At 71.6% G+C, this 25,019-nt stretch carries 24 protein-coding genes and 3 tRNA genes; 11 read left to right on the forward strand and 16 right to left on the reverse strand.

The window, feature by feature from the left end:
• Nucleotides 1-277 precede the first annotated feature (277 nt).
• Nucleotides 278-463 (forward strand): 50S ribosomal protein L28, encoded by a 186-nt coding sequence (gene rpmB, locus NFU81_RS05385; protein ID WP_033173090.1) that lies wholly within the window; start codon nt 278-280, stop codon nt 461-463.
• Nucleotides 464-593: 130 nt separating this feature from the next.
• Here rpmB and thiD read toward each other — a convergent pair whose 3' ends face one another.
• Both thiD and NFU81_RS05395 read right to left on the reverse strand, forming a co-directional pair.
• Complete coding sequence (gene thiD / locus NFU81_RS05390; protein ID WP_251485504.1) at nt 594-1,403, reverse strand: bifunctional hydroxymethylpyrimidine kinase/phosphomethylpyrimidine kinase; 810 nt, start codon at nt 1,401-1,403, stop codon at nt 594-596.
• Nucleotides 1,400-2,365 (reverse strand): thiamine-phosphate kinase, encoded by a 966-nt coding sequence (locus NFU81_RS05395; protein ID WP_251485507.1) that lies wholly within the window; start codon nt 2,363-2,365, stop codon nt 1,400-1,402. Before NFU81_RS05395 ends, thiD begins: the two co-directional genes overlap by 4 nt.
• A 158-nt stretch (nt 2,366-2,523) precedes the next feature.
• On the opposite strand from NFU81_RS05395, the gene NFU81_RS05400 reads away from it, so the two are divergent.
• Nucleotides 2,524-2,757, forward strand: coding sequence for an Lrp/AsnC family transcriptional regulator (locus NFU81_RS05400; RefSeq protein WP_033173093.1), 234 nt, complete (start codon nt 2,524-2,526; stop codon nt 2,755-2,757).
• Nucleotides 2,758-2,776: 19 nt separating this feature from the next.
• The gene (locus NFU81_RS05405) at nt 2,777-3,259 is read left to right on the forward strand and encodes a DUF3515 domain-containing protein (protein WP_251485509.1); all 483 of its coding nucleotides are present in this window, start codon (nt 2,777-2,779) and stop codon (nt 3,257-3,259) included.
• 36 nt (nt 3,260-3,295) lie between these two features.
• On the opposite strand, the gene NFU81_RS05410 is transcribed toward NFU81_RS05405, so the two are convergent.
• From NFU81_RS05410 to NFU81_RS05420, 3 genes are read right to left on the reverse strand one after another with little or no spacing between them, the layout of a single operon-like run.
• Nucleotides 3,296-4,483 (reverse strand): D-alanine--D-alanine ligase family protein, encoded by a 1,188-nt coding sequence (locus NFU81_RS05410; protein WP_251485511.1) that lies wholly within the window; start codon nt 4,481-4,483, stop codon nt 3,296-3,298.
• Between the two features lie 12 nt (nt 4,484-4,495).
• Complete coding sequence (locus tag NFU81_RS05415) at nt 4,496-5,497, reverse strand: NAD(P)H-dependent glycerol-3-phosphate dehydrogenase (RefSeq protein WP_274037816.1); 1,002 nt, start codon at nt 5,495-5,497, stop codon at nt 4,496-4,498.
• The gene (locus NFU81_RS05420) at nt 5,494-6,216 is read right to left on the reverse strand and encodes a lysophospholipid acyltransferase family protein (protein WP_251485512.1); all 723 of its coding nucleotides are present in this window, start codon (nt 6,214-6,216) and stop codon (nt 5,494-5,496) included. Before NFU81_RS05420 ends, NFU81_RS05415 begins: the two co-directional genes overlap by 4 nt.
• A gap of 128 nt (nt 6,217-6,344) precedes the next feature.
• Between NFU81_RS05420 and cofC the strand changes: the two genes are divergently transcribed.
• Nucleotides 6,345-6,971 carry a 2-phospho-L-lactate guanylyltransferase gene (cofC, locus tag NFU81_RS05425; protein ID WP_251485694.1) on the forward strand — a complete coding sequence of 209 codons (627 nt, stop codon included), beginning with the start codon at nt 6,345-6,347 and terminating at the stop codon, nt 6,969-6,971.
• 25 nt (nt 6,972-6,996) lie between these two features.
• Nucleotides 6,997-7,215: a hypothetical protein gene (locus tag NFU81_RS05430; protein ID WP_205043517.1), complete on the forward strand. Its 219-nt coding sequence runs from the start codon at nt 6,997-6,999 to the stop codon at nt 7,213-7,215.
• 103 nt (nt 7,216-7,318) lie between these two features.
• On the opposite strand, the gene NFU81_RS05435 is transcribed toward NFU81_RS05430, so the two are convergent.
• The 4 genes from NFU81_RS05435 to leuC form a co-directional block, all read right to left on the reverse strand.
• On the reverse strand, nt 7,319-7,927 hold the full coding sequence (locus NFU81_RS05435; protein WP_251485514.1) for an HU family DNA-binding protein: 609 nt from the start codon (nt 7,925-7,927) through the stop codon (nt 7,319-7,321).
• A 132-nt stretch (nt 7,928-8,059) separates the two neighbouring features.
• A complete protein-coding gene (locus tag NFU81_RS05440) occupies nt 8,060-8,284 on the reverse strand; it encodes an SCO5555 family protein (RefSeq protein ID WP_251485516.1) in 225 nt (74 codons plus the stop codon).
• 199 nt (nt 8,285-8,483) lie between these two features.
• Nucleotides 8,484-9,077 (reverse strand): 3-isopropylmalate dehydratase small subunit, encoded by a 594-nt coding sequence (leuD, locus tag NFU81_RS05445; protein WP_251485518.1) that lies wholly within the window; start codon nt 9,075-9,077, stop codon nt 8,484-8,486.
• A gap of 5 nt (nt 9,078-9,082) precedes the next feature.
• Nucleotides 9,083-10,507 (reverse strand): 3-isopropylmalate dehydratase large subunit, encoded by a 1,425-nt coding sequence (gene leuC, locus NFU81_RS05450; RefSeq protein WP_251485521.1) that lies wholly within the window; start codon nt 10,505-10,507, stop codon nt 9,083-9,085.
• A 146-nt stretch (nt 10,508-10,653) separates the two neighbouring features.
• On the opposite strand from leuC, the gene ndgR reads away from it, so the two are divergent.
• Entirely contained in the window at nt 10,654-11,370 is a 717-nt protein-coding gene (gene ndgR, locus NFU81_RS05455) for an IclR family transcriptional regulator NdgR (protein WP_031518929.1), read from the forward strand.
• A 170-nt stretch (nt 11,371-11,540) separates the two neighbouring features.
• On the opposite strand, the gene NFU81_RS05460 is transcribed toward ndgR, so the two are convergent.
• The 7 genes from NFU81_RS05460 to NFU81_RS05490 form a co-directional block, all read right to left on the reverse strand.
• Nucleotides 11,541-11,613 (reverse strand) — tRNA-Glu (locus NFU81_RS05460).
• 67 nt (nt 11,614-11,680) lie between these two features.
• Nucleotides 11,681-11,753: transfer RNA gene (locus NFU81_RS05465), tRNA-Glu, on the reverse strand.
• A gap of 15 nt (nt 11,754-11,768) precedes the next feature.
• A tRNA-Gln gene (locus NFU81_RS05470) sits at nt 11,769-11,840 on the reverse strand.
• A gap of 82 nt (nt 11,841-11,922) precedes the next feature.
• On the reverse strand, nt 11,923-12,642 hold the full coding sequence (locus NFU81_RS05475; RefSeq protein WP_251485523.1) for an HAD family hydrolase: 720 nt from the start codon (nt 12,640-12,642) through the stop codon (nt 11,923-11,925).
• Between the two features lie 73 nt (nt 12,643-12,715).
• Nucleotides 12,716-14,200: a glutamate--tRNA ligase gene (gene gltX / locus NFU81_RS05480; protein ID WP_251485527.1), complete on the reverse strand. Its 1,485-nt coding sequence runs from the start codon at nt 14,198-14,200 to the stop codon at nt 12,716-12,718.
• Complete coding sequence (locus NFU81_RS05485; protein ID WP_251485529.1) at nt 14,193-15,002, reverse strand: fumarylacetoacetate hydrolase family protein; 810 nt, start codon at nt 15,000-15,002, stop codon at nt 14,193-14,195. Before NFU81_RS05485 ends, gltX begins: the two co-directional genes overlap by 8 nt.
• 75 nt (nt 15,003-15,077) lie before the next feature.
• Entirely contained in the window at nt 15,078-15,278 is a 201-nt protein-coding gene (locus tag NFU81_RS05490; RefSeq protein ID WP_251485532.1) for a hypothetical protein, read from the reverse strand.
• 589 nt (nt 15,279-15,867) lie between these two features.
• On the opposite strand from NFU81_RS05490, the gene NFU81_RS05495 reads away from it, so the two are divergent.
• The 5 genes from NFU81_RS05495 to NFU81_RS05515 all read left to right on the forward strand — a co-directional run bounded on the left by NFU81_RS05495 (nt 15,868) and on the right by NFU81_RS05515 (nt 25,013).
• On the forward strand, nt 15,868-19,917 hold the full coding sequence (locus NFU81_RS05495) for a sensor histidine kinase (RefSeq protein ID WP_251485535.1): 4,050 nt from the start codon (nt 15,868-15,870) through the stop codon (nt 19,915-19,917).
• Nucleotides 19,918-19,926: 9 nt separating this feature from the next.
• Nucleotides 19,927-20,340: a roadblock/LC7 domain-containing protein gene (locus NFU81_RS05500; protein WP_205043647.1), complete on the forward strand. Its 414-nt coding sequence runs from the start codon at nt 19,927-19,929 to the stop codon at nt 20,338-20,340.
• A 97-nt stretch (nt 20,341-20,437) separates the two neighbouring features.
• Nucleotides 20,438-20,851, forward strand: a complete 414-nt coding sequence (locus NFU81_RS05505) for a DUF742 domain-containing protein (protein ID WP_033177620.1) — start codon at nt 20,438-20,440, stop codon at nt 20,849-20,851.
• Nucleotides 20,832-21,440: a GTP-binding protein gene (locus tag NFU81_RS05510; protein ID WP_251485538.1), complete on the forward strand. Its 609-nt coding sequence runs from the start codon at nt 20,832-20,834 to the stop codon at nt 21,438-21,440. Before NFU81_RS05505 ends, NFU81_RS05510 begins: the two co-directional genes overlap by 20 nt.
• 321 nt (nt 21,441-21,761) lie before the next feature.
• Nucleotides 21,762-25,013 (forward strand): sensor histidine kinase, encoded by a 3,252-nt coding sequence (locus NFU81_RS05515; protein WP_251485541.1) that lies wholly within the window; start codon nt 21,762-21,764, stop codon nt 25,011-25,013.
• The last annotated feature ends 6 nt before the right edge of the window (nt 25,014-25,019 follow it).

Here is a 25,019-nt window from a genome sequence, read left to right on the forward strand (position 1 = left end):
TGGCCGGGCGCGCAGTTCCCCGCGCCCCTTCAGGTCCTGCCCCTTGCGGGAGGTCGCATCTTCCGGTGCATCGTGGCCGGGCGCGCAGTTGCCCGCGCCCCTCAGGGGCTGGTCCCTTGCGGCGGGCTTGCACCTTCAGGCCTCGGAGGCTGGCGGGGAGGTGGGTGGGGGCATGGTAGTTTCGTGGTGTGGGAGCAGGCGTTGTATGCTGCTCCGGTTGCCTGGGGTTCTCCCGGGCTTTTCCTCGTAAATGCATCTGAAGTCTTTGGAGTGTCCCGTGGCTGCCAACTGCGACGTCTGCGGCAAGGGGCCGGGCTTCGGCAACAGCATTTCCCACTCGCACCGCCGTACCCCGCGTCGTTGGAACCCCAACATCCAGCGGGTGCGCGCGGTCGTGGGGAAGACGCCGAAGCGGCTCAACGTCTGCACCTCGTGCATCAAGGCCGGCAAGGTCTCGCGCTAGCGAGTGACCCCCCTCCGCCCCTCGGGGCGGAAGGGACCCGGTCCGCGCTGAGGCGTCATCTCGCAGCGGCGCAGCCTTCCGGCTCCGGATAAGCCGGTCCACCTCGCGGTGGGCCGGCTTTTCAGCGTGCTCAGGCGGACCTGTCGCGCCAGCCGTGGTCGACCGGGCCGATGCCGGCGCCCAGCGGGAAGCCGGCGGCGATCGCACCGGTGACGTAGGCCTTCGCCAGGCCCACCGCGGCGGGTACGTCGTGGCCGAGTGCGAGGTGGCAGGCCAGCGCGCTCGCCAGGGTGCAGCCGGTGCCGTGGGTATGGCGGCCGGGGTGCCGCGGGGCGCGGTACCAGCGCTCGGTGCGGCCGTCGGAGAGCAGGTCGGCGCATTCGCCGCCGGGCAGGTGGCCGCCCTTGACCAGCACCCAGCGCGGGCCGCAGGCCAGTAGGGCGTCCGCGGCGGCCCGCATGCCCTCCTGGTCGGTGACGGTGATCCCGGTGAGCTGGGCGACCTCGTCCAGGTTGGGCGTGGCGACGGTGGCCAGCGGCAGCAGCCTGGTGCGGACGACCTCGGGCGCGGATCCGCGCAGCAGGTCGTCGCCGTGCTTGGAGACGCCGACCGGGTCGACGACGACCGGCACGTCGAGCCCGGTGAGCAGGTCCGCGACGGTGCCGGCCAGCGCCGCGGAGCCGAGCATGCCGGTCTTCACCGCCTGGACCCCGATGTCGTCCACGACGGCCCCGAACTGCGCGCGTACCGCCTCCTCCGGCAGGTCCCAGATGCCGTGCACGCCGAGCGAGTTCTGCGCGGTGACCGCGGTGAGCACGCTCATGCCGTGCACGCCGAGGGCGAGCATCGTCTTGAGGTCGGCCTGGATGCCGGCACCGCCGCCGGAGTCGGACCCGGCGACGGTGAGCACCCGGGCGGGTGCGGCGGGCGGCGGGCTCACGCGTCGACGCCGAAGTGGTCCCAGCCGCCGGCCTTCTCCCAGGGCGCGCCGTCGACGGTGACCTGCGGGGTGCGGCCGCCCCGTGTGGTGACCTCGCCGATGACCCGCCAGCGGGCGGGCAGTTTCACGTCGGGCGGGAAGGTGGCGACGATGGCGTGGTCCTCGCCGCCGGTGAGCACCCAGTGCAGCGGGTCGACGCCGACGGCCTGCCCGATGTCGGTCATCTGCGCGGGTACGTCGATGGCGGCGGACCGCAGGTCGATGTCGGCGCCGCTGGCGGTGGCGATGTGCCCGAGGTCGGCGACCAGGCCGTCGCTGACGTCGGTCATGGCGGTGGCGCCGAGTTCCGCGGCGGCGGGACCCGCGTGGTACGGCGGCTCGGGGCGGCGGTGGGCCTCGACGAAGGCGCGCGGGGAGCGGAAGCCGCGGGACAGGACGGCGAGCCCGGCGGCCGACCAGCCGAGCCAGCCGGTGACGGCGACGACGTCGCCGGGACGCGCCCCCGATCGAGTGACGGCGGCACGGTTGCGCAGGTCACCCAGGGCGGTGACGGCGACGGTGATGGTGTCGCCGCGTACGACGTCACCGCCGACCACGGCCGCGCCGGCGACCTGGCACTCGTCGCGGATGCCGTCCATCAGCTCGACCGGCCAGGCGGCGGGGAGTTCCGCGGGTACGACCAGGCCGAGCAGCACGGCGGTGGGGACGGCGCCCATGGCGGCGATGTCCGCGAGGTTCTGCGCGGCGGCCTTGCGGCCGACGTCGTACGCGGTGGACCAGTCGCGGCGGAAGTGCCGGCCCTCGACCAGGAGGTCGGTGGTGGCCACCACCCGCCGGTCGGGCGCGGTGACGACGGCCGCGTCGTCACCGGGGCCGATTTTCACGGCCGGGGTCGAGGTGAGGCGGGAGGTCAGTTCCCTGATGAGCCCGAACTCCCCCAACTCGCCCACAGTCCCCTTCATCTCATCGTCCCCTTCGGTCTCGGCATTCGCCGGATCTGCTGCGTGATTCCCGTCAATACGGGGGTCAGGTACCGCGCGGGTCTCCCCGCTGTGCGCAACGACGCGATAACGTGGCGTCCCCCTTCCCACATGATCCTCGTAGCCGCCCTGGAGGTTCCGTGGTACAGGCCTACATCCTGATCCAGACCGAGGTCGGCAAGGCCTCGGCAGTAGCGGAGGTGATCTCCAAGATCGACGGCGTCATCCAGGCCGAGGACGTCACGGGTCCCTATGACGTCATCGTCAGGGCCCAGGCGGACACGGTCGACGAACTCGGCCGGATGGTGGTCGCCAAGGTCCAGCAGGTGGACGGCATCACCCGAACCCTCACCTGTCCCGTCGTCCATATCTAGCCCCCGATATGCTCGCCCGGTGGCGCTGTATCACCGGGTCGTCCTCATCAACGTGGCCGCCGTCGCGTGCCTTGCCGCGGCGGCGGCCTACGGCTTCGCCATGTCCGGTAGCGGTGACGACACCGTCGCCGTACCGGTTCCTGACGCGCGTACCGCCGGTTACTGCCGTGCGCTGGACGGCGCGCTGCCACAGCGGGTGGTCGGGCTCTCGCGGCATGATGTGGGGTCGCGCTCCGAGCTGGTCACCGGGTGGGGGGACCCGGCGATCGTACTGCGCTGCGGGGTGCCTCGGCCGCTGGTCGACGACGATCCGGACGCCGACGGTGTCGACGTGGACGGGGTGGGCTGGTCCGTCGAGCAGGGCTCCAACGGGTCGCTGGTGCTCACCACGACGCTGCGCCAGGCGTACGTCGAGGTACGGCTGCCGAAGAAGTACGCCGGCGATCTCGGCCCGCTGACCGATCTCGCCGGCGCCGTCAGGAAGACGATCCCCGAACTGTGACGCCCCGCGGCCGCCCCGCGGCGGCGCAGGGACGTTTCAGCGCAGCCCGGTGGAGCGGCGCAGTGCCGCCTGGATGAGCCGGTCGACCAGTTCCGGGTAGTCGACGCCGCTCTCCTGCCACATCCGCGGGTACATCGAGATCGGGGTGAAGCCCGGCATGGTGTTGATCTCGTTGATGACGAACTCGCCGCTGTCCAGCAGGAAGAAGTCCGCGCGCACCAGGCCCTCGCAGGAGGCGGCCTCGAAGGCGGCCACCGCGAGCCGCTGCACCTCTGCTGTCTGCTCGGGGGTGAGCGGCGCGGGCACGACGCCCTCGGCGGAGTCGATGTACTTCGCCTCGAAGTCGTAGAACGCGTGGGTGGTGACCGGCGGGATCTCGGCGGGCACCGACGCGCGCGGGCCGTCCTCGAACTCCAGCACCCCGCACTCGATCTCCCGGCCGCGCAGCAGCGCCTCGACGACGAGCTTCGGGTCGTGCCTGCGGGCCTCGGCGATGGCCGCGTCCAGCCCGTCGGGCCCGTCGACCTTGCTGATGCCGAAGGAGGAGCCGCCGCGGGCGGGCTTCACGAACAGCGGCCAGCCGTGCTCGGCGGCGAAGCCGACGATGCGGTCGCGGACGGCGTCCTGGTCCTGCTCCCACTCCCGCGGGCGGACCACGGTGTAGGGGCCGACGGCCAGGCCGAAGGAGGTGAAGATCCGCTTCATGTACTCCTTGTCCATGCCGACGGCGGAGGCGAGCACGCCCGCGCCGACGTAGGGGACGCCGGAGAGTTCGAGCAGGCCCTGCAGGGTGCCGTCCTCGCCGTAGGGGCCGTGCAGCAGCGGGAAGACGACGTCGACCTCGCCCAGTGCCTTGGGCACCGAGCCGGCCTCGGTGTAGACGACCTCGCGGTTGGCCGGGTCGACGGGGAGGACGACGGCGCCCTCCTGGTCGGTGACCTGCTCCACGGTGGGCATGGTGCGGTCGGAGATGGCCATCCGGTCGGGCGCGTCCGCGGTCAGCGCCCAGCGGCCCTCACTGGTGATGCCGATCGGCAGGACGTCGTACTTGGTGCGGTCGATGGCCCGCAGCAGGCTTGCCGCGGTCACCACCGAGACACCGTGCTCGGAGCTGCGGCCGCCGAAGACGACGGCGACCCGGGGCTTGCGTGCGTAACCGGACGGCGTCTGGCGGGCGGCGGGCTCGTCGGGTCCCGGGCTCTGGGGAGAAGGCAGGTTGCTCATGTCGCGTTGACCTTACCTTTCGGACTTCGCGGAGCGTGACATCAACTCCCGCACGGCCACGACCGGCGGCTTTCCCTTGTGCACGATATCGACCACGGTCTCGGTGATCGGCATGTCCACGCCGTGGCGGCGGGCGAGATCCGCCACCGATTCGCAGGACTTGACGCCCTCGGCGGTCCGCCGGGTGACCGCGATGGTCTCGGCGAGGCTCATACCGCGGCCCAGGTTGGTGCCGAAGGTGTGGTTGCGGGACAGCGGCGAGGAGCAGGTGGCGACCAGGTCGCCCATGCCGGCCAGGCCCGCGAAGGTGAGCGCGTCGGCGCCCATCGCCAGGCCCAGCCTGGTGGTCTCTGCCAGGCCGCGGGTGATCAGCGACGCCTTGGTGTTGTCGCCGAGCCCCATCCCGTCGGCGATGCCGACGGCGAGCCCGATCACGTTCTTGACCGCGCCGCCCAGTTCGCAGCCGACCACGTCGGTGTTGGTGTACGGGCGGAAGTACGCGGTGTGGCAGGCGGCCTGGATGCGGCGGGCGACGGCGTCGTCCCGGCAGGCGACGACCGAGGCTGCGGGCTGCCGCTCGGCGATCTCCGGTGCCAGGTTGGGTCCTGACAGCACCGCGACCCGGTCGGGGCCGGTCTTGGCGACCTCCTCGATCACCTCGCTCATCCGCTTGGCGGTGCCGAGCTCGACGCCTTTCATCAGGCTGACCAGCACCGCGTCGCCGCTCAGCAGCGGCGCCCACTCGGCGAGGTTGCCGCGCAGGGTCTGCGAGGGCACGGTGAGGAACACCAACTCGGCGTCGTGCGCGGCCTCGGCCGGATCGGCGGTGGCGGTGACGGCGGCGGGCAGTTCGAGCTCGGGGAAGTACTCCGGGTTGTGCCGGGTGGTGTTGATCGCGTCGACCAGGGCGGGCCTGCGGCCCCACAGCGACACCTGGCAACCGGCGTCGGCGAGCACCATGGCGAAGGCGGTGCCCCACGAGCCGGTGCCGTAGACCGCGCAGCGCGCCGTCACTTGCCCTCCCGTGCCTTGCGCGGGTCGAAGAGCCCGTCGGGCGCGGGCTCGCCGCGCAGTTCGGCGAGCAGTTCCGTGACGCTGCGCATGATGGCCTCGGTGACCGCGCGCAGCGTCTCCGCGGTGGGCTCCTGGCCGTAGAAGGCTTCGAGGTCGACGGGCGGTCCCGCCAGGACGCGCAGCGTCTTGCGGGGGAAGAAGCGGAACTTCTTCTCCTTCGCGTACGGCGGCATGGCCTCGTTGGCGCCCCACTGGGCGACCGGGATGACCGGCGCCTTGGTGAGCAGTGCGACGCGGGCGACGCCGGTCTTGGAGACCATCGGCCACATGTCGGGGTCGCGGGTGAGGGTGCCCTCGGGGTAGAAGGCCACGCACTCGCCCGACTCGATCGCGGCGACCGCGGCACGGAAGGCGTTGGCGGCGTCGGTGGACTCCCGGAAGACCGGGATCTGGCCGGTGCCGCGCAGCATCGTGCCGACGAACGCCGGCTTGAACAGGGCGGCCTTGGCCAGGAAGCGCGGCACCCGCCCGGTGTTGTACTGGAAATGCGCGTACGACAGCGGGTCGAGGTACGAGTTGTGGTTCACCGCCGTGATGAATCCTCCGTCGGCCGGAATGTGCTCCATTCCTCGCCAATCCCGCTTGAACAGCACAATGAGCGGCGGTTTCGCGATGACGGCCGCCAGGCGGTACCAGAAACCGATTCTGCGGCGGGACACCCGGACTCCTCTTGGTTGCGATGGCGCTGCCGCTCAGCATCGCGGCTACCAGAGACTAACGCCAGGTCCCGGGGCGCCGAGGGGCACCTCTGGCACGCGGTGACAATGGTGGGGTGGATGTGACGGGGATGTGGTCGCTCGTGGTGCCGCTCAAGCCGCTCGCGGTGGCCAAGAGCAGGCTTGCGGGGGCGGCGGGGGCGGTACGGCCGGCTCTGGCGCTGGCTTTCGCGCTCGACACGGTGGGCGCGGTGCTGGCGTGCGCGGAGGTGGCGGACGTCACTGTGGTCACCGACGATCCGACGGCGGGCGCGGAAGTGGCCCGGCTCGGGGCGTTCGTGGTGGCCGACGTACCGGCGGCCGGGCTGAACGCCGCACTGCGGTACGGCGCCGACCTCGTACGGCAGCGGCGCCCGTCGGCGGCGGTCGGGGCGCTGAACGGCGATCTCCCGGCCCTGCGGTCCGCCGAACTGGGTGAGGTGCTCAGGGAGGCCGCACGGCTGCCGGGGCGCGCTTTCCTGGCCGATACGGCGGGTCCGGGAACAACGTTGCTCACCGCGTCGCCCGGTGTCGCGCTCTCCCCCGGTTTCGGCGGCGCCTCCCGGGAGCGCCACCTGGCCTCGGGGGCGCGCGAGATCACGCTGCCGGGGGTGCCGTCCGTGCGGCAGGACGTGGACACCGCGGCGGACCTCGACGCGGCCAGGGAGCTGGGCCTCGGCCCGCGCACCTCGCTGCTCTTCCCCACCCGCACCGCCTGACGCCCGCGGGCCCTACGCTGGTGCCATGCAAGCGACGGCGTTCACCTTTGACCCCGGCACCCGGGCGGGCAGTGTGCTGCTGGACGACGGGACGCCGGTGGCGTTCGACGCCGCGGCCTTCGACGCGGGCGGCCTGCGGCTGCTGCGGCCGGGCCAGCGGGTGCGGATCCGCACCGAGGGCGAAGGGGACGCGCGGCGGGTGGTCTTCGTGACGCTGCAGACGTATCCGGACCCGGGCGCGTAAGCCCGGCCGGAACCGGGCAGGCACCCGGCGGGAGAACGGCGCGGGCCGGGCCACCCCTTGCGGGATGCCCGGCCCGTCGCGGTCCTCCGGCGGCGCCGGAGGTCTACCTCGCGGCGGCCCGCTTGGCAGTGGTCTTGCGCGCCGAGGTCTTCTTGCCCGGCGTCTTCTTGGCGGTGGCCTTCTTGGCCGGCGCCTTCTTGGCCGCGGTCTTCTTGGCCGCCGCGGCCTTCTTGGTGGCGGTCTTCTTGGCCGCGGTGGTCTTCTTCGCGACGGTCTTCTTGGCCGTCGTGGCCTTCTTCGCCGCAGTCTTGCGGGCGGTCGTGGCCTTCTTGGCCGCGGCCTTCTTGGTGGTGGTCCGCGCGGTGCTGGAAGCACCACCGCTCAGGCTGCCCTTGGGGGCCTTCTTGACCGAGACCTCGCCGCCGCGCGGGAGCTTCTTGGCCCCGCTGACCAGGTCCTTGAAGCCCTGTCCCGCGCGGAACCGCGGCACGGAGGTCTTCTTGACCCTGACCCGCTCCCCGGTCTGGGGGTTGCGGGCGTAGCGGGCCGGGCGTTCGACCTTCTCGAACGATCCGAATCCGGTGACCGAGACCCGGTCGCCGGAGACCGTCGCGCGGACGATCGCGTCGAGAACCGCGTCAACCGCGTCCGCGGCGGCCTGCCGGCCGCCCACCTTGTCGGCAATCGCTTCTACGAGCTGCGCCTTGTTCACGTCTTCCCCTTCGGAAACTTGCCCGGCGAATGAGTGCGGGCCTTTTCGCACGCTAGGCGGATATATACCGCAAATCAAATACGAAACGGGCGAATCACCCTTGTGCCGCAACGAACTCGGGGGCCTGCGCGATCAGCGATCGGGGATTCCCAGCTCGTCCAACTCGGCCGTCAGCACGTCCAGGCGCCGTGCCGCGTCGGCGAGATCGTGCTTCGCCGCAGCGGTCACCGCGAGCAGCCTGCGGGTCAACTCCCGCCGGGTCTCATCAGGGACTTCGGCATTGGCCACCCGCGTGTGCGCCTGCTTCAGACGCGCGGCGAGAACCCCGTAGAGCCGGAGTTGGCCGTCACGTTCCATGCGTCGATTGTGCCATCTGCGGCGAGTTGTCGGCAGTGACAGGGCCAACCGGGTGTTCCGGGGTCTTTCCACCGGACTTTTGGACGGCCCCGGCGACCCCGCGGCCGGCACTGCTGATCGCCCTGCACACCCCGCGGGAACACGCGAAAGCGCCCCCCGCGAGTTCGCGGAGGGCGCTTCCTGGGCCGTACGGGAAGTGTCAGGCCCTGACGGTGCTGGGCTTGTAGGACGGCCGCCGGCTCTCGAACGCGGCGATGTCCGGCTCGTTGGCCAGCGTCAGGCTGATGTCGTCGAGCCCTTCGAGCAGCCGCCAGCGGGCGTTGTCGTCCAGCTCGAACGGTGCGGTCACACCCTCCGCGCGGACCTCGCGGGCCACCAGGTCCACGGTGATCTCCGCGGTCGGGTCGGCCTCGGTCAGCTGCCACAGCTGCTCGATGGTCTCCTGCGGCAGCACCACCGTGAGCAGGCCGTTCTTGAGCGAGTTGCCGCGGAAGATGTCCGCGAAGCGGGACGACAGCACGGTTTTGAAGCCGTAGTTCTGCAGTGCCCACACGGCGTGCTCGCGGGAGGAACCGGTACCGAAGTCGGGTCCCGCGACCAGGACGGTGGCGCCCTTGCGCTCGGGGGCGTTGAGCACGAAGGACTCGTCCTTGCGCCAGGCCTCGAACAGCCCGTCCTCGAAGCCGTTGCGGGTGACCTTCTTGAGCCAGTGCGCCGGGATGATCTGGTCGGTGTCGACGTTGCCGCGGCGCAGCGGGACGGCCCGGCCGGTGTGGGTGGTGAAGGCTTCCATCGGGCTCAGACCTCCGTCAGGACAGGGGCGTCGGACAGGTCGGCGGGCGAGGCGAGGTGGCCCAGCACCGCGGTGGCGGCGGCCACCTGCGGCGAGACCAGATGCGTACGGCCGCCCTTGCCCTGCCGTCCTTCGAAGTTGCGGTTGGACGTGGACGCGGAGCGCTCGCCGGGCGCCAGTTGGTCGGGGTTCATACCCAGGCACATCGAGCAACCCGCGTGCCGCCATTCGGCGCCGGCCTCGGTGAACACCTTGTCCAGGCCCTCGTGCACGGCCTGCAGCGCGACCCGTACGGACCCGGGTACGACCAGCATCCGGACACCGTCGGCGACCTTGCGGCCCTGCACGACGGACGCCGCCGCCCGCAGGTCCTCGATCCGGCCGTTGGTGCACGAGCCGACGAAGACGGTGTCCACGGCGACCTCGCGCAGCGGCTGTCCCGCGGTCAGGCCCATGTACTCCAGCGCCTTCTCCGCCGACAGGCGGTCGCCGGGGTCGGCGAAGGACGCCGGGTCGGGCACCGACGCGCTCAGCGGCACGCCCTGGCCGGGGTTGGTGCCCCAGGTGACGAACGGCGTCAGCGTGCCGGCGTCGATCCGCACCTCGTGGTCGAAGACCGCGTCCCCGTCGGTGTGCAGCGTCCTCCAGTACTCCAGCGCCGCGTCCCAGTCCGCACCCTTGGGGGCGTGGTCGCGCCCTTCCAGGTAGTCGAAGGTGATCTGGTCCGGGGCGATCATGCCGGCCCGCGCACCCGCCTCGATCGACATGTTGCAGATGGTCATCCGGGACTCCATCGACAGCTTCTCGATGGCGGAGCCGCGGTACTCGATGACGTAGCCCTGGCCGCCACCGGTGCCGATCTGCGCGATCACGGCGAGGATCAGGTCCTTGGCGGTGACGCCCTCGGGGAGTTCGCCGTCGACGGTGACGGCCATCGTCCTGAAGGGGGCCAGCGGCAGCGTCTGGGTGGCCAGCACGTGCTCGACCTGCGAGGTGCCGATGCCGAACGCCAGCGCGCCGAAGGCGCCGTGGGTGGAGGTGTGGCTGTCACCGCAGACCACCGTGGTGCCCGGCTGGGTCAGGCCCAGCTGCGGTCCCACCACGTGCACGACGCCCTGCTCGACGTCGCCCAGCGGGTGCAGCCGCACGCCGAACTCGGCGCAGTTCTTGCGCAGCGTCTCCAGCTGCGTGCGCGAGACCGGGTCGGCGATCGGCTTGTCGATGTCGAGGGTGGGGGTGTTGTGGTCCTCGGTGGCGATGGTGAGGTCGGTGCGGCGCACCTGCCTGCCGTTCATCCGCAGCCCGTCGAACGCCTGGGGGCTGGTCACCTCATGGAGCAGGTGGAGATCGATGAAGAGCAGATCGGGCTCGCCTTCGGCGCGGCGGACGACATGGTCGTCCCAGACTTTTTCCGCGAGTGTCCTACCCATCGCTGTCCCTCCGGCCCCGGCCTTCTTCGCCCCAGGCCAACTCGGTGTGTGTTCGCGCTGTGAGTTCCGCGCTTGCTTCCCCAGCCTGACGGCTTCCCGGGAAAATTGAACTTGCGTTTCACAGTGTGAGACGCGAGTATCGTTGCATGGACAACTCTAGCGGCGTCGGCGTTCTCGACAAGGCTGCTCTGGTGCTCAGCGCACTGGAGTCAGGACCGGCCACCCTGGCCGGGCTTGTCGGCGCCACGGGCCTCGCCCGCCCCACCGCGCACCGGCTGGCGGTCGCGCTCGAACACCATCGCATGGTGGCCCGCGACATGCAGGGCCGCTTCATCCTCGGCCCCCGGCTGTCGGAGCTGGCGGCCGCGGCGGGCGAGGACCGGCTGCTCGCCACGGCCGGGCCGGTACTGACGCACCTGCGGGACGTGACCGGCGAGAGCGCCCAGCTCTATCGCCGGCAGGGCGACATGCGGATCTGTGTGGCCGCCGCGGAAAGGCTGTCCGGACTGCGGGACACCGTCCCGGTGGGCTCCACGCTGCCGATGAAGGCAGGATCGGCCGCGCAGGTGCTGATGGCCTGGGAGGAGCCGGAGCGGCTGCACCGCGGCCTGCAGGGCGCGCGTTTCACCGCCACCGCGCTGTCCGGGGTACGCCGCAGGGGCTGGGCGCAGTCGATCGGCGAGCGCGAGCCGGGCGTGGCGTCGGTGTCCGCGCCCGTCCGCGGCCCGTCGAACCGGGTGGTGGCCGCGGTGTCGGTGTCCGGGCCGATCGAGCGGCTGACCCGCCACCCGGGCCGTATGCACGCCCAGGCCGTGGTGGACGCCGCCGCCAGGCTCTCCGAGGCCCTGCGCCGCTCCGGCTGAGTGCGGCGCCCGGGCTCGACCGATCTGCCCGCCGCCGCGGCCCGCGCCGTCCCTGCGGGCCGCGGCGGCGGGTGCCGGCGGCGCCCGGGTCCTGCGGCACGGCGGATGCGGCCGGAAAACACCGAAGCCCGTCGCGACTGCGACGGGCTTCACACTTTCCTGGTGCTGAGTACCCCCGACCGGATTCGAACCGGCGCTACCGCCTTGAGAGGGCGGCGTGCTAGGCCACTACACAACGGGGGCGAGCTTTGGCGATCCTCGCGTCGTCAGGTCCGGGAGCGACCCGGAGGAGACGGAATGAAAGGATCTGTACCCCCGACCGGATTCGAACCGGCGCTACTGCCTTGAGAGGGCAGCGTGCTAGGCCGCTACACAACGGGGGCTTGCATACATATGCGCTGGGGTACCAGGACTCGAACCTAGAACAACTGAACCAGAATCAGCCGTGTTGCCAATTACACCATACCCCACCAAAACGCAACCCCTGCGGGTCTTGTTCGGCTACGCTCCCGGCCGGGCCTTTCGGCCCTCTCGGGCGGCGCAGGAAGAACATTACCCGATCAGGGACACCGCTCCAAAACGGGTATCGGAGCGCAGCAGCCCGGGCAGCTCGTGCAGTCCGGTGATCCGCGCCAGTTCCGGCCGTCCGCCGACCCCGTGCCGGTCCAGCCAGATGCCCAGCAGGCCCGCCTCCGCCGCGCCGCGGGCGTCGATGTCCGGCTCGTTGCCGACGTAGGCGACCTCCCGCGGCTCCAGGTCCAGCGCGCGGCAGGCGGCGTGGAAGGCCTCGGCCTCGGGCTTGGAGACGCCCAGCTCGGCGGCGCACAGCAGCACCTCGAAGCGGTCCCTGACGCCGAGCGTGCGCAGCTTGCGGTCCTGGTGGGCGAAGGCGGAGTTGGACAGCACCGCGTGCCGGTAGCCGTCGGCCAGCCCGTCGAGCGCGGGCACGGTGTCGGGGAAGAGCGCCCAGGCGGCCTCGTAGTGGACCATGTGCCGGCCGAACCAGGCCTCCGCCTCCTCGTCGGACAGCGGCAGCCCGAGGAAGTCCCGCACCCGGTCCCTGCGCTGCCCCTCGAAGTCGCACTCGCCGTCGGCGAAGCGCCGCCAGTGCTCGACGGTCAGCTCCCGCCAACGGTCGAGGGCCTGCCCGATGCTGTCGCAGCTGTCGGGCAGGCCCTCGTGGTCCAGGTGGTGCCGCATGCCGGTGCGCTCGGCACCCGCGTAGTCGAAGATCGTGTCGTCGATGTCCCAGAGCACCGCACGGATCGCCATACGGACAAATCTAGGGCCTGCCGTGCGGATCTCCAGGGCGTTGCGGAGATCCGGCGGCAGGGTCCGTGCGGCCTCAGCCCGCCAGGCGGGCCAGGGCCGCGTCGATCCGGGCCAGGGCGCGGTCGCGGCCCAGGACCTGGAGGGACTCGAACAGGGGCAGGCCGACCGTGCGCCCGGTGACCGCGACGCGGACCGGGGCCTGGGCCTTGCCGAGCTTGAGGCCGTGCGCCTCGCCGGCGGCCAGCACGGCCTCCTTGAGCGCCTCGGGGCTCGACCAGTCCGCGCCGTCCAGCTTCTCCCGCGCGGTGCGCAGCAGCGCGTCCGAGCCCTCCTTCATCGCCTTCGCCCAGGACGCCTCGTCGGCGGCCGGCTCGGGCAGGAAGAGGAAGTCGACGTTGGCCGTGATGTCGGACAGCACGGTCAGCCGGGTCTGCGCGTACGGCGCGATGGCCTGCCAGGCCGCCTCGTCGAAGTCCTCCGGCGCCCAGGGCGCGTGCGGGGCGCGCAGCCACGGGGTGCAGGCCTCGGCGAAGGCCTCGGGGGTGAGCAGCCGGATGTGGTCGGCGTTGATCGCCTCGGCCTTCTTCAGGTCGAAGCGCGCCGGGTTGGCGTTGACGTCGCCGATGTCGAACTTCGCGACCATCTCGGCCGGCGAGAAGACGTCCCTGTCGGCGGAGAACGACCAGCCCAGCAGCGAGAGGTAGTTCAGCAGCCCCTCCGGCAGGAAGCCGCGCTCGCGGTAGAGGTTGAGCGAGGACTCCGGGTCGCGCTTGGACAGTTTCTTGTTGCCCTCGCCCATCACGTACGGCAGGTGCCCGAACTCCGGGATCTGCTTGGCGACGCCGAGGCCGATCAGCGCCTCGTAGAGGGCGATCTGCCGCGGGGTGGAGGACAGCAGGTCCTCGCCGCGCAGCACGTGCGTGATGCCCATCAGGGCGTCGTCCACCGGGTTGACCAGGGTGTAGAGCGGGGCGCCGTTGGCCCGGACGATGCCGTAGTCCGGCACGTTCTCCGGGGTGAAGGTCAGCTCGCCGCGCACCAGGTCGGTGAAGGTGATCGCCTTGTCCGGCATGCGGAACCGCACGATGGCGCTGCGGCCCTCGGCCAGGTAGGCGGCGGTCTGCTCGGCGGTCAGGTCGCGGCAGTGGCCGTCGTAGCCGGAGGGGCGGCCCTCGGCGCGGGCGGCCGCGCGGCGGTCCTCCAGCTCCTCCGCGCTGCAGTAGCAGTCGTAGGCGTGCCCGGCCTCCTTCAGCCGGCGGGCGACGTCGGCGTAGACGTCCATCCGCTGGGACTGCCGGTAGGGCGCGTGCGGGCCGCCGACCTCGGGGCCCTCGTCCCAGTCCAGGCCGAGCCAGCGCAGCGAGTCCAGCAGCTGGCGGTAGGACTCCTCGGAGTCGCGGGCGGCGTCGGTGTCCTCGATCCGCAGCACCAGGGTGCCCTGGTGGTGGCGGGCGAAGGCCCAGTTGAACAGTGCGGTGCGGACCAGGCCCACGTGGGGGTTGCCGGTCGGCGAGGGGCAGAAGCGGACGCGTACGTCCGTGGAGGGTGCGCTAGCCACGCGAGATCACCTTGTTGGTGAGAGTGCCGATGCCTTCGATGGTGACGGCGACCTCGTCGCCGGGGTGCAGCGGGCCGACCCCGGCCGGGGTGCCGGTGAGGATCACGTCGCCGGGCAGCAGGGTCATCGCCTCGGTGATGTTGACGATCAGGTCCTCGATGGAGTGGATCATCTGTCCTGTGCGGCCGGCCTGCCGCAGTTCGCCGTTGACGGTCGCGGTGACCGCCAGGTCGGCGGCGCCCGCCAGGTCGATGCCGGTCTCGATCCAGGGGCCGAGCGGGCAGGAGGAGTCGAAGCCCTTGGCCCTGGCCCACTGCTTCTCGGTCTGCTGGGTGTCGCGGGCGGTGACGTCGTTGGCGCAGGTGTAGCCGAGGATGACGTCCTTGACCCGTTCGCGCGGCACCTCGCGGCACAGGCGGCTGATGACGACCGCCAGCTCCGCCTCGTGGTGGACCTCCTGCGAGAACGTCGGGTAGACGATGTTGTCGCCCGGCCCGATCACCGAGGTGGAGGGCTTGAAGAAGGCCCAGGGCGCGGCCGGCACCTCGTTGCCCAGCTCCGCCGCGTGGGCGGCGTAGTTGCGGCCGATGGCGACGACCTTGTTGGGCAGGACCGGCGGCAGCAGGCGGACCTTGTCCAACGGCACCTTCGTACCCGACAGTTCGAAGTCGGCGAAGGGGACGCCCTTGATGATGTCGAGGACGAGCCCGTCGAGGCCGCTGGGGCCGTCGTTGCCGGTCGGGTCGCCCTCGACCGCGCCGAAGGCGACATTCCCGTCGATGGAGAACCTGGCGATGCGCATGGACTCAGCTTAGTAGTCCGGCACCGCTCCGCCCGCCGCCGTGTCGCCGCAGGTCAGGCCGCCGCGGGGTGGTGCTCAGCGGGTGACGGGGGCCTTCGGCAGCTCGTTGAGCACCGTACGGCGGGGGTTCGCGGTGGACTGCGGCAGCTCCCGTACGGGGGCGTCGGCGGCCGGCTCGGCCGGGGCGACCCCGAGTTCCGTCGCGTCCTTCAGATGGGCGAGAGTGGTACGCCGCGGGTTGGCGATCATCTGGCGGAACATCAGGGTGGTCTTCATCGGCCGTCGGGACCTCGGGGACTCGGCGCTCCGCGCGGGGCGGATCGCGGTTGACAGAAATGTGCCTCGTGTAAAGCACCACGCTAGCGGCGGCCATTCCCAGTGCCGGGCTGTCCAGACATCTGACAGGTTGTGATTTTGCTCACCAAGTGAGCGGCAATTCCGGCATTGCGGGCGCTCGCCCCCGATGCCCGAATCGGACATCAGGAACCGAACGCCAGGAAACACCCACCGGCCGACTACCGGGGGCGACCCGCGCGACCTGTGCGACCTTGACCCCAAGGTCCGCAATGCGGTGATTTCGGCGAATCCTGGATCGACGGAAAGTGCGGGCCGCTGGACAGTCAGTCACGGAATCCAACAGGTCGGCTACGGGCCTTGTTGGGAGATCCAGCACTGTGCTGGAATTCCCCGGACCGCCGCATCTCCACCGAGCCGGCGCGCAGGGGGCGCGTACGAGCACCGAGCGGCGGTGAAGGGCTTCCACGGCCTCCTCGCAATCCGGGGCGGTCCGGGCAGGCCCCCATGACTCGACACCGTCCTGTCCGCTTCATCGCGGGGGACGCCTGGTCCAGAGGTTGCGACGCTAGTGCAGGGACGTTTCAAGAGGGACAGCGGCGCGGCGGGCGACCCGGAGCAGCAGCCCGGCGGGACCGGCAACGGTCCTGCCCAGGCTGCTGGTGACTCCGGAGGCGCCACGCCGGGAACGGCTGCGGCCACCGGACGGACGAGCACGCCCAGCGGCATCGAGGCGGGCCGGATCACCGGCCTTGACGGCAAGCCGGGATCGCGAATACTGATGCGCAACTGGCGCATCAGCACCCGTCTGGTGTCACTGCTGGCTCTGCCGGTGGTCACCGCCGGCGCGCTCGGCGGCCTGCGCATCCACACCTCGATGCAGAACATCGGCCAGCTGCAGCGGATGAACTCGCTGACCGACATCGCCGAGCACGCGACCGACCTGGCCGACGCCCTGGCCGAGGAGCGCGACAGCTCGGCCGGTCCGCTCAGCGCGGGCAGTCCCACCGACGCGGTCGCCGCCTCCCGGCAGACCACGGACCGCGAGTACAAGCTCTACCGCGACGCGAGCGACAACATCTCCTCGAACGACTCGCTGTTCAGCGGCGTGCGTTCCAGCCTGATCGCGATCGACACCCAGCTGACCCAGCTCAGCCAGCTGCGGGACCAGGCCTTCACCAGCCAGTCCTCGATCGCCCAGACCGTCTCCTCCTACGACGGCCTGATCCAGTCGCTGCTCGGCCTGTCCGTCGACATGGCGCAGGCCACCCAGAACTCCGAGATGGTGACCAGCACCCGTGCTCTGGCGGCGTTCTCGTCCGCCAAGGAGTACGAGTCGATCCAGCGCGCGGTGATCAGCGCCGCGCTGGCCAAGGGCGGCCACCTCGACCTCGGCGACTACCAGTCGGTGAAGTCGGCGGCGGCCAACGAGGACATCAACCTCACCCGTTTCACGTTCCTGTACGGCCCCAAGAGCGCCGAGCTCATCAAGCCGATCTCGGGCGGCAACGACACGATCAGCGCGCACGACACGATGCGCGAGCGGATCGCGGCCACGCCCGACGCGATCGACGGCATCAACATCTCGTACCTGGACTGGGACGACGCCGCCAGGGCGAAGATCGACGCGATGAACCGCATCGAGCGGTCGCTGCTGAACGAGATGCGGCAGAAGTCACTCGAACTCCAGAGCACCGCCAAGCAGGACGCGCTGATCGCCGGTGCGATCATCCTGCTGGTCCTCGGTGTCGCCGTGGTCGGCGCCTTCGTCGTGGCCCGCTCCATGATCCGCTCGCTGCGCCGGCTGCAGCAGACCGCCCAGGACGTCGCCCAGAAGCGGCTGCCCGAGCTGGTCAAGCAGCTGTCGGACACCGACCCGCAGGACGTCGACACCTCGGTCGAGTCGATCGGCATCAACAGCCGCGACGAGATCGGCCAGGTGGCCCGCGCCTTCGACGAGGTCCACAGCGAGGCCGTACGGCTCGCCGCCGAGCAGGCGCTGCTGCGGGGCAACGTCAACGCGATGTTCACCAACCTCTCCCGCCGCAGCCAGGGCCTCATCCAGCGCCAGCTGTCGCTGATCTCCGAACTGGAGTCCCGCGAGGCCGACCCGGACCAGCTGTCCTCGCTGTTCAAGCTGGACCACCTCGCGACCCGTATGCGCCGCAACGGTGAGAACCTGCTGGTCCTCGCCGGTGAGGAGCCGGGCCGCCGGTGGACCCGGCCGGTCCCGCTGGTCGACGTGCTGCGCGCCGCGGCCTCCGAGGTGGAGCAGTACGAGCGCATCGAGCTGACCTCCGTGCCGTCGGCCGAGGTCACCGGACGTATCGTCAACGACCTCGTCCACCTGCTCGCCGAGCTGCTGGAGAACGCCACGTCGTTCTCCTCCCCGCAGACCAAGGTGCGGGTCACCGGTCACGCGCTGCCCGACGGGCGGGTGCTGATCGAGATCCACGACACCGGTATCGGCCTGTCGCCCGAGGACCTGGCCGACATCAACGAGCGGCTGGCCAACCCGCCGACCGTGGACGTCGCGGTGTCCCGCCGCATGGGCCTGTTCGTGGTCGGCCGCCTGTCCCTGCGGCACGGCATCCGCATCCAGCTCCGCCCGTCCGACTCCGGCGGTACGACCGCGCTGGTCATGCTGCCGGTCGACGTGACGCAGGGCGGCGCAGGCCCCAAGGGCAACGCCATGGGCGGCGCGCGCGCCGGTGCCACTCCCCCGGCTCCCGCCGCGGGCGGCGGCTCGGGTGTGGCGGCGGCCTTCGGCAGCGCGCCCAACGCGCAGCAGGTCCCCAAGGCGCCGCAGCGCGGCCAGGTCGGCGGCGGCGCGCAGCGCCCGGCGCTGGCCCCGGGCGCGGGCCGGCCCGGCGGCGCCGCACCGCAGCAGCCGGGTACGCCCCGCTGGGCGGCGCAGGACGGCTCGCAGGGCTTCCCGGCGGACGACAGGGGGCTGCAGGACACCCCGCGCGGCCACGAGGACGTCGAGGCGTCTCCCGCGTTCGACGCCTTCGACGGCAGCGGCCAGGACACCGGCGCCAGGGCGGACTTCCGCCAGGGCGGCACCGACGACGCGTTCGGCGCCCCGCAGCAGGGCGGCCAGGGCGGCCCCGGCGGCCAGTTCCCGTCCCAGCCCCAGCCCCCGCAGCCGCAGGGCACCGGGCCGAGCGGCTTCCGCTCCGACGTCTTCGGCGGCCGGCCGGGTCCGCGGCAGGGCGGCGGCACCGACCAGCAGCGCCCGCAGGGCGGCCCCGGCGACACCGCGCAGTTCCCCGCGGTTCCCGCGGCCCGCGACGACTTCCAGCAGGGCGGCACGGGGCAGTTCCCGCCGCAGCGCGGCAACGACGGCCAGGACTTCGGCCGCGGCCCCCGCACCCCGCAGGAGACCTACGGCACCGGGCAGTTCCCGGTCCAGGGCGGCCCCGGCGACAACGGCCAGTTCGCCCGCCCCGGCCATGGACGCACCGACGGAACGGGCCAGTTCCCGGTCCAGGGCGGCCCCGGCGACACCGGGCAGTTCGCCCGCCCCGGCCAGGCACTCAACGACGGCACCGGACAGTTCCCCGTCCAGGGCGACAACGGCCAGTTCGCCCGCCCCGGCCATGGACGCACCGACGGAACGGGCCAGTTCCCCGTTCAGGGCGGCCCCGGCGACACCGGGCAGTTCCCGGCCCAGCAGCAGCCCGGGCAGGGCGGTCCCGGTGACACCGCGCAGTTCCCCGCGGTCCGCGCCGACGACACCTTCGGCGGCGGCACCGGGCAGTTCGCACCGCCCGCCGGCGGCCGGCCGCAGGGCGGCACCGGCTACCGCGACGGCGGCGTGCCGCAGTCGCCGTTCGACACCACGGGCCGGCCGCAGATGCCGGGCCAGGAGCGTACGGACGTCACGGGACAGCACCCGGTCGCACCGCAGCAGGGCATGCCGGGCACTCCGTTCCAGCAGCGGCCCGGGCAGCAGCCGCCCCAGCCGCAGCAGCCGTCCGAGCCGATGGCGCTGCCGCCGGCACAGACCAGGGGCGACGAGCCCACGCCGATCTTCTCGGCGATCGAGTCCGACTGGTTCCGCACCGGCCAGGCCGAGCGGATGCAGCAGATCCACGTCGAGCAGAGCGCGCGCGGCCAGCAGGCCCCGGCGGCGCCCCGCCCGGTGGGCCGCACCGCACCGCCGCAGCGGCCGCGTACCGAACGCCCGACCCCGGCCGGCCCGCAGCGGCCCGGCAGTGGTGCACCGCAGCAGCAGGCGCCGCAGTCCGCGCCCGCACCGGCGGCTGCCGCCGCGTCGGCGCCGCCCGCGCCCTCTGCGCAGCCGTTGCCGCGCGAGACGCCGAACTGGCGGACCTCGCCCAACGACGCCCTGCGCCAGCGGGCCGAGGCGGTCCGTGAGCCGTCGGCCGGCGGGGTCACCCCCTCCGGGCTGCCGCGCCGGGTCCCGCGGGCGAACCTCGTCGCCGGTGGCGCGGCCCAGCCGACGCAGCCCCAGCCGGGCGGCCCGCAGGTCTCCCGTTCGCCCGACGACGTGCGCGGGCGGCTGACCAATCTCCGGCGGGGTATTCAGCAGGGCCGGGAGGCCGGCGGCACGACCGATGGCCGCGGTTTCGGTACGAATCATCAGGAGCGTTAGTTGAGTGCGATGAGCCAGGCGGCACAGAACCTGAACTGGTTGATCACCAACTTCGTGGACAACACCCCCGGGGTGTCCCACACCGTGGTGGTCTCCGCCGACGGCCTGCTGCTCGCGATGTCCGACGGATTCCCCCGCGACCGCGCCGACCAGCTCGCCGCCGTCGCCTCCGGCCTGACCTCGCTCACCGCCGGAGCCTCCCGCATCTTCGAAGGCGGCAGCGTCAACCAGACCGTCGTCGAGATGGAACGCGGCTTCCTCTTCATCATGTCCGTCTCCGACGGCTCCTCCCTGGCCGTACTCGCCCACCCCGAGTGCGACATCGGCCTCGTCGGCTACGAAATGGCCCTGCTCGTCGACCGCGCAGGCACCGTACTGACCCCCGACCTCAGGGCCGAACTGCAGGGCAGCCTCATGCATTGAGTCCCTCCCGGCGACTGCTCGCACGATCCGCCCATCCGCCCGCTCGTTCCCGTTTTTCCGCACCGCGACATGCACTGCCCGGACACGGAGGACCCTCATGACCCCGCCACCCGCCTCGCCGGGCCAAGGCCCGTACGGCGCGTCCCACCACGCGCCGTACGGAGTGGAAGGTGATCAGCCGCTGGTGCGGCCGTACGCCATGACCGGTGGCCGGACCAGGCCGCGCTATCAGCTCGCGATAGAGGCGCTGGTCAGCACGACAGCCGACCCTTCGCAGTACGCGGGACTGCTTCCCGAGCACCAGCGGATCTGCCACCTGACGCGGGAGATCAAGTCGGTGGCCGAGATCTCGGCGCTGCTGGCCATCCCGCTGGGTGTGGCCCGGATTCTCGTGGCCGACCTCGCCGAGGCCGGCATGGTCGCCATCCACCAGCCCGGCAGCGGCGAGGCCGGCGGCCAGCCTGACGTGACACTGCTTGAGAGGGTGCTCAGTGGACTTCGGAAGCTCTAGGGCGCAGTCGCAGCCTGCGTACGGTGCGGCGCCGCCGGCGCGTTCGACCACCTCCGCGAAGATCGTGGTGGCCGGCGGGTTCGGCGTGGGCAAGACGACCTTCGTCGGGGCCGTCTCCGAGATCAACCCGCTGCGTACCGAAGCGGTGATGACCTCGGCGTCGGCGGGGATCGACGATCTCAGCCACGTCCAGGACAAGACCACCACCACGGTGGCCATGGACTTCGGCCGTATCACGCTGGACGACGACCTGATCCTGTACCTGTTCGGCACGCCGGGCCAGGACCGCTTCTGGTTCATGTGGGACGACCTGGTACGCGGCGCGATCGGCGCCGTGGTGCTGGTCGACACCCGCCGCCTGGCGGACTGCTTCCCCGCGGTCGACTACTTCGAGAACAGCGGCCTGCCGTTCGTCATCGCGCTCAACGGCTTCGACGGCCACCAGCCGTACCGCCCCGAAGAGGTGCGCGAGGCGCTGCAGATCGGCCCCGAGGCGCCGATCATCACCACCGACGCCCGCCACCGCGGCGAGGCGAAGAGCGCGCTGATCACGCTGGTCGAGCATGCGCTGCTGGCACGGCTCAAATAACTCGTGCCGCTGGCAACTTGCCACGTCGAAGGCCATGGGGGCCGGTTGTGTCATCGGACACGGCCGGCCCGCCTTCATAACGTTTCGACAGAGTTTCCACCGGCTGAGAACACGGCTCGCGCTCAGCCGGTGCCGCAGCGCACACACTATTGGGCACCTATGCCCGGCTTTGCCCTCTTCTCCCGTTCCGCTTGCCGCCGAACACGCGTACGCGCACCGGTGCCGGACGTTTGGCCAGCACCCCCTTGGCGTGCTGAAATTCGCAGAACCCGAGCGTAGGAACGGCCTTCGTTGTGCCGTCGCCGAGAGGTTGTTGGTCCAGTGAGGAACACGAGGCGAGCCGAGGCGGGTGCCCAGCACGGCCCGCGCGGGAATTTCACGCCGCCGCAGCGTGCCGGGGGCACTCCCGCGGACCGGCCGGCCGACGCCCCGGTGCTGCCGGACCCCGGCGGCCGGCTGAGCCTGCGCAACTGGCGGGTGGCCACCCGGCTGAACGCGATCCTCCTGATACCCGTGCTCGTCGCACTGGTCTTCGGCGGATTCCGGGTCAAGAGCTCGGTCGACACCTGGCACCAGGCCGACGACGCCGTGCGCACCGCCGACCTCGTCAGGGCCGCGGCCACGTACAGCAACGCACTGATCAACGAGCGCGACCTCACCGTGGTTCCGCTGCTCGCCGGCAAGCGCACCGACCCGGCCGTCACCACCTCGCGGGCCGCCACCGACGCCGCCGCCCACGCCTTCGACGACGCGGCGGCCCGGATGCCGCACGAGGCGGGTCTGGAACGCCGGATGGCCAACTTCCGTACGGTGGAGCCCGAGCTGGCCAACCTCCGCAAGGCCGCCTACACCCGCCAGCTCTCCGGTGTGCAGACCGAGGAGTGGTACGTCAAGATCCAGCACCCGCTGATGGAGCTGGCCAACGAGCTGGGCTACGGCACCAGCAACATCACCGCCTACGGCCGTACGCTCTACGCCGTCTCGCTGTCGAAGGCCGCCGAGTCGCTGACCCGGTCGATCGGCATGCACATCCTGGTGGAGGACAAGCCCTCCCCGACCGAGCTGGCGCTGCTGAAGACCTCGCTCGGCTCGTACCAGTACCTGGAGGGCATCGCCCTCGAGGAGTACAACGGCGGCGGCACCCCGGCTGACGTGCAGCGCCTGAAGGACGCGCAGAACGCGGCGCTGCAGAAGGGCCGCGACCAGGTCGCGGCGGCCAAGGAGAAGGCCACGGCCGCCGGGCAGGCCTTCGTCGTGCCGCCGGACCTGATCAAGATGGTCACCGAGATCGCCACCCCGGGCCGCACCACCGCCCAGCTCACCGCCGAAGGCATCACCCCGCAGACCTACTTCGGGGCCTCCACGCTGTCCTTCGACGCCTACCGCACCGTCGAGGTACATCTCGCCGACCAGGCCGCGAGCGACGCGGCGAAGATCGCCTCCAACGCCAAGCGGGACGCGATCGTCAACTCCGCGATCGTGGTGGTCGCGCTGATCATCGCGTTCATCGTGGCCGGCATGATGGCCCGCTCGATGAGCCGCAGCATGCGGCGGCTGCGCAGTGCGGCCTTCGAGATCGCCGAGACCCGGCTGCCCGGCCTGGTCGACCAGCTGTCGCGCACCGACCCGGGCCGGGTGGACACCTCGGTGGCGCCGATCCCGATCAACACCCAGGACGAGATCGGCGAGGTCGCCAGGGCCTTCGACCAGGTGCACCGCGAGGCCGTACGGCTCGCCGCCGAGCAGGCGCTGCTGCGGGGCAACGTCAACGCGATCTTCACCAACCTCTCGCTGCGCAACCAGGGCCTCATCCAGCGCCAGCTCACCCTGATCACCGAGCTGGAGAACAACGAGGCGGACCCGGACCAGCTGGAGAGCCTGTTCAAGATGGACCACCTCGCGACGCGTATGCGCCGCAACGGTGAGAACCTGCTGGTGCTGGCCGGCGAGGAGCCGGCCAGGCAGTGGAACCAGGCGGTGCCGCTGGTGGACGTGCTGCGGGCGGCGGCCTCCGAGGTGGAGGCGTACGACCGCATCGAGCTGGTCGGCATCCCGGACAGCGACATCCACGGCAGTGCGGTCAGCGACCTGGTGCACCTGCTGGCGGAGCTGCTGGAGAACGCCACCACCTTCTCCTCGCCGCAGACCAAGGTGCGGGTGACCGCGACCCGGCTGCCGGACGGCCGGGTGATGGTCGAGATCCACGACAAGGGCATCGGGCTGACCGCGGAGGACTTCGCGGACATCAACCACAAGCTGGCGGAGCCGCCCACGGTGGACGTGGAGATCGCCAAGCGGATGGGCCTGTTCGTGGTCGGCCGGCTGTCCGACCGGCACGGCATCCGGGTGCAGCTGCGCCCGTCGGGCGAGCAGGCCGGCACCACCTCGCTGGTGATGCTGCCCGAGCCGATCACCCACGGCGGTGGCGGCGACGAACTGGGCGATGGCGAGGGCGACTTCACCGTGTCGCGGATCGTGCCCGAGGCACCGGAGCAGCCCGCGCACGGCCGCTCCCACGAGTCGGCGGAGCTGGGCCGGCGCACCGCCGCGGAGCTGGGCTTCGACGACTCCCGGTACGACCAGCCCGCGGCGCTCGAAGCCGACGGCACCCCGGCCCTCGACCCGGTGGGCCGCTCGCTGCGGCGCGAGGGCCGCAGGGCGCAGCTGGAGGCGGCGGTCTCCGGCGACCGCGACGACGAGCAGCTGCAGCCCGAACACCCTTACCAGCAGCAGCAGTTCGAACAGGCGCAGCAGCAGGCGCAGGCGCAGCAGCCGCAGCCTTTCGAGGGTTTTGAGCCGTACGGGCAGCAGCAGGGGCCGATCGAGCCCGTCGGGATGCCGCAGCAGGCCCAGGAAGGCCCCTACGAGCCCCACAGCGGCTACGAACCCTCAGGTTCGTACGACCAGAGCTTCGACTCCGGTTACCAGCAGCAGACTTACGAGCAGGGCTTCCAGGGTGGCTACGCCCAGCAGGGCTATCCGGCGCAGGCCGAGGGCGCCCCGTACGAGCAGAACGGATTCTTCGCTCAGCCGTACGGATCACCTGGCGAGCAGCCGGAAACGGTCTACGACCCCGGCTACGACCGCAACTTCGGTTCCGGCGACTTCAACGGGCTCCCCGAGCAGCCGTCCGAGAGCGTAGGCTCCCCCTCGCTGACGGACGCCGGCCTGCCGCGCCGGGACCGGACGCAGCGGAATGCACCTCAGGAACAGCCTGCTCAGGAGACGCCCGAGCCGCAGAACCAGCCGCAGAACCAGCCGCAGCCGGACGACTCCGGATGGCGGTCGAACAACGACGAGAACTGGCAGCGGGCCGAGTCGGTCCGCGAGCCGAAGGCAGGCGGGGTCACCCCCTCCGGCCTGCCACGGCGGGTGCCCAAGGCCAACCTGGTCCCGGGTACCGCGACGCAGACCCCGCAGGGCGGCCCACAGGTCTCCCGCGCACCCGAGGACGTCAGAGGCAGGTTGAGTAACCTGCGGCGTGGCGTCCAGCAGGGGCGCACTGCTGGAACTGACACGAACGGACAGGCCACCGACCGCAACTTCGGCGGCCCCCAGAACCAGGAGCGCTAAGTTGAG

The sequence above is a fragment of the Actinacidiphila cocklensis genome (genome assembly GCF_907177275.1).
GTDB classification, from domain to species: Bacteria; Actinomycetota; Actinomycetes; order Streptomycetales; family Streptomycetaceae; genus Actinacidiphila; species Actinacidiphila cocklensis.

Excerpts from the sequence above, each read along its gene's own strand:
- NFU81_RS05485 (WP_251485529.1), bottom strand. The coding sequence starts at position 15,002 with ATGCGCATCGCCAGGTTCTCCATCGACGGGAATGTCGCCTTCGGCGCG.
- NFU81_RS05410 (WP_251485511.1), bottom strand. The coding sequence starts at position 4,483 with ATGAGCAACCTGCCTTCTCCCCAGAGCCCGGGACCCGACGAGCCCGCC.
- NFU81_RS05395 (WP_251485507.1), bottom strand. The coding sequence starts at position 2,365 with ATGAAGGGGACTGTGGGCGAGTTGGGGGAGTTCGGGCTCATCAGGGAA.
- cofC (WP_251485694.1), top strand. The coding sequence starts at position 6,345 with ATGTGGTCGCTCGTGGTGCCGCTCAAGCCGCTCGCGGTGGCCAAGAGC.
- NFU81_RS05490 (WP_251485532.1), bottom strand. The coding sequence starts at position 15,278 with ATGAAGACCACCCTGATGTTCCGCCAGATGATCGCCAACCCGCGGCGT.
- NFU81_RS05505 (WP_033177620.1), top strand. The coding sequence starts at position 20,438 with ATGACCCCGCCACCCGCCTCGCCGGGCCAAGGCCCGTACGGCGCGTCC.
- NFU81_RS05440 (WP_251485516.1), bottom strand. The coding sequence starts at position 8,284 with ATGGAACGTGACGGCCAACTCCGGCTCTACGGGGTTCTCGCCGCGCGT.
- ndgR (WP_031518929.1), top strand. The coding sequence starts at position 10,654 with ATGGACAACTCTAGCGGCGTCGGCGTTCTCGACAAGGCTGCTCTGGTG.
- NFU81_RS05430 (WP_205043517.1), top strand. The coding sequence starts at position 6,997 with ATGCAAGCGACGGCGTTCACCTTTGACCCCGGCACCCGGGCGGGCAGT.
- leuD (WP_251485518.1), bottom strand. The coding sequence starts at position 9,077 with ATGGAAGCCTTCACCACCCACACCGGCCGGGCCGTCCCGCTGCGCCGC.
- leuC (WP_251485521.1), bottom strand. The coding sequence starts at position 10,507 with ATGGGTAGGACACTCGCGGAAAAAGTCTGGGACGACCATGTCGTCCGC.
- NFU81_RS05475 (WP_251485523.1), bottom strand. The coding sequence starts at position 12,642 with ATGGCGATCCGTGCGGTGCTCTGGGACATCGACGACACGATCTTCGAC.
- NFU81_RS05500 (WP_205043647.1), top strand. The coding sequence starts at position 19,927 with ATGAGCCAGGCGGCACAGAACCTGAACTGGTTGATCACCAACTTCGTG.